This window comes from Aliiroseovarius salicola (genome assembly GCF_027891095.1).
GTDB classification, from domain to species: domain Bacteria; phylum Pseudomonadota; class Alphaproteobacteria; order Rhodobacterales; family Rhodobacteraceae; genus Aliiroseovarius; species Aliiroseovarius salicola.
The window spans coordinates 1-1333 of record NZ_JAQIIO010000026.1; the positions used below are offsets into that span (position 1 = coordinate 1).

Sequence of the window (1333 nt, forward strand, 5' to 3'; positions counted from 1 at the left end):
TCATTGAGCGGCGTGATTTGGATAAGCCGCCGCGCCAAATAGAGGCGATCTGCCATTTGTGTTAATAATGACGACTTAGGATGTTTTTCCTTTCGATACACAGGGATGTGACTGGATCATCAAGCCACCAATCTTATTCTGTAGATCCCTTTTGCACTTAAATGACCCGTTAAAAGGAGCGCAGCCCATGTTGACGAGACGCCATTTCATAATTTCAAGCACAGCACTTTTTTCGGCTCCTATCCCCGCTCTTGCAGCGCCGGTTTCCGACCGGTCAATGTGGCCAACCTGGGATGCGCGGGTGACGCCGGCAAACTATGATCCGGCGACCTCCAACCCCTGGGGGCTGCACCAGCGTTTTCTGCCCCGACTGGTCGAGGCCAACCCGGGCCTGACGCCAGGCGACATCCACGTCGATGCGGTGGCGCGGTATCTCTATCATATCCGCAATGACGGAACCGCGATGCGATACGGCGTCGCCATCGCGCGCGGAAACCTGTATGAGCCCGGGACCTATACGATTGGGCGCAAGGCAAAATGGCCCACCTGGACCCCAACCGCAGCGATGATCAAAAGAGATCCTGAGCTGTACGAACAGCATGCCGATGGAATGAACGGTGGTCCCACCAACCCCTTGGGATCACGCGCCTTTTATCTTTTTGTCGGAAACCGGGACACCTATCTGCGCATCCACGGTTCACCTCATCCGCGTTCGATTGGTGGGCGCGCCAGTTCGGGATGTGTCCGCATGGTCATGCCCCACATCATCGACCTCTATGGACATGTCGCGACCGGCTCCACCGCTTATCTCTACCCACCGGAAGATGCCATAACGGCTCAGAGTTAACTGCAGGCGACAAACTGCTTCGCCTTTCTACCCGGCCTGGCTGCTTTCGGTTTCGACATTAGCGGGACGGGTACAAATTGGCCGCCCTCTCACAGACCTCAGCGGCAGGAAGGTCGTTTCGACCGGACCCGCATGTCGATAGACATAACAGCCGTCTTCCGGATCTATTCTGACCGCCGTCAGGTCCTGATAAGGCGCGGCAATGGTTAAAACTGCTTCCGGCAATTCTTTGATGAACCCGCCCGAACCTCGAAGATCGGCCTCTTGATACTCCGTGCAGGACGCGAGCAGAAAAACGGCGCCGCCTATTGCTCCAACTGACTTATACATCAACACCACCTTTTGTTTCTTTTTTGAAGAATGGTTGATTTTTCGCGGGCGGGCCAGTGCCAACCCTCCTCTAATCTTGTGAAATCGTGGATATCGGCGGCGAAAGGCCCGCCTGCTCAAGCAGTCCTAAGCCGCAATTTACCCACTGTTTTTACC

The 1333-nt window shown here is 55.4% G+C and carries 2 protein-coding genes; one reads left to right on the top strand and one right to left on the bottom strand.

Annotated elements, in window-relative coordinates:
* Nucleotides 1-187 precede the first annotated feature (187 nt).
* Nucleotides 188-847: a L,D-transpeptidase gene (locus O2N63_RS17470; protein WP_271055594.1), complete on the top strand. Its 660-nt coding sequence runs from the start codon at nucleotides 188-190 to the stop codon at nucleotides 845-847.
* 27 nt (nucleotides 848-874) lie between these two features.
* Here the strand turns inward: O2N63_RS17470 and O2N63_RS17475 are convergent, their stop codons facing one another.
* The gene (locus O2N63_RS17475; RefSeq protein ID WP_408629829.1) at nucleotides 875-1240 is read right to left on the bottom strand and encodes a hypothetical protein; all 366 of its coding nucleotides are present in this window, start codon (nucleotides 1238-1240) and stop codon (nucleotides 875-877) included.
* Between the last annotated feature and the right edge of the window lie 93 nt (nucleotides 1241-1333).

Excerpts from the sequence above, each read along its gene's own strand:
- O2N63_RS17470 (WP_271055594.1), top strand. The coding sequence starts at position 188 with ATGTTGACGAGACGCCATTTCATAATTTCAAGCACAGCACTTTTTTCG.